Annotated in this window: 1 pseudogene; it reads right to left on the bottom strand. The window is 56.6% G+C overall.

The window, feature by feature from the left end:
• Nucleotides 1-63 precede the first annotated feature (63 nt).
• Nucleotides 64-930 (bottom strand): annotated as a pseudogene (locus BAUR9175_RS19105) (IS1634 family transposase); the annotation flags it as partial.
• Nucleotides 931-1054: the final 124 nt, after the last annotated feature.

Genomic DNA, 1054 nt, shown 5'->3' with positions numbered 1-1054 from the left:
CGGTGAAAGGAGCTTATAGTTCGTGGCCCCCGCACACGCCATAGATGGTCCCGACGCCCACGATCACGCGACCAAGCAACTGGCCCCCGAGCTCACGATTGACGGCCCCCAACAAGACGGATATTCAGTGATCTCCTGATCACCAATGACGCCAGTGAACTCCCGCAACGGACGCAACGTTGTGATGATCTTCTTCAACGACACCCCTGATGCGTCTTGCATAAACCTCGCCACACCCAACGCGGTGAACACGACCGTCAGGTGAGCCTCGATCGCGTCCCTGGTCCGGTGGAATATCGGCCTGGCATCGAGATCTGTCTTCGACATCCGAAACGACTGCTCGACATGCCAGAGGTCGTGATAGCTGCCGATGACCTCCCTTGCGGGCATGATGGTCCCTGGAATATTGGTGACGTACCCCTTGAACCCGGACAGCTTCATTGCCCGGTCATAGGCCTTCTCGTCGAAGACTTTCTCCGCTCCCTTGGTTTTGACGAACCTCGCTGATTTCGGTTGCGAGTCTCCCTCGATGATGCTGATAGCGCGGTTGCGCTGCAGATTCAGGGTCTGTTCGTCGCGCATTGCACGCTTGCGTCGGTACTGCCAGACTGCCCGCCACGCATCCGGAAACGACTCCGCGTCCCAGACGGGTTCCGACCTCGTTTTTGTTCGGTCTGTGTCAAGTCGTTTCTGGCCACGAGGAGTGATCGTATCGATGACGGTCTGGTCATCGGCCCAATCGCCGTTCCAGTGGAAATACGTTGCCAGGTCGTGCGGGGCCTTGACCTGCCTGGAACCAACAATGAACCGCAGGCCTGCGTCATCGAGTTCCTTGAGATTCTTTGCTGACAACATGCCAGCATCGGCAGCGACGACCATGTCCGATACTTGATGCCGGTCTTGGAAGCGTTTGATCACAGGAATGATTGTCAAGCCCCGGGTTTCATAGAGGGCTATTTTCCTGGTTATCTAAGCAGCCACCGACTCGGTATCACTCTGGTTGATCCATTCAGAATGAACTTCGACCGGCGGCCGATAAGCAATGGCTGAATGC

It is taken from the genome of Brevibacterium aurantiacum (genome assembly GCF_900169065.1).
Taxonomy (GTDB): Bacteria; Actinomycetota; Actinomycetes; order Actinomycetales; family Brevibacteriaceae; genus Brevibacterium; species Brevibacterium aurantiacum.
Note: the sequence above shows the minus strand (reverse complement) of the source record. Positions and strands in the feature narration are given on the sequence as shown.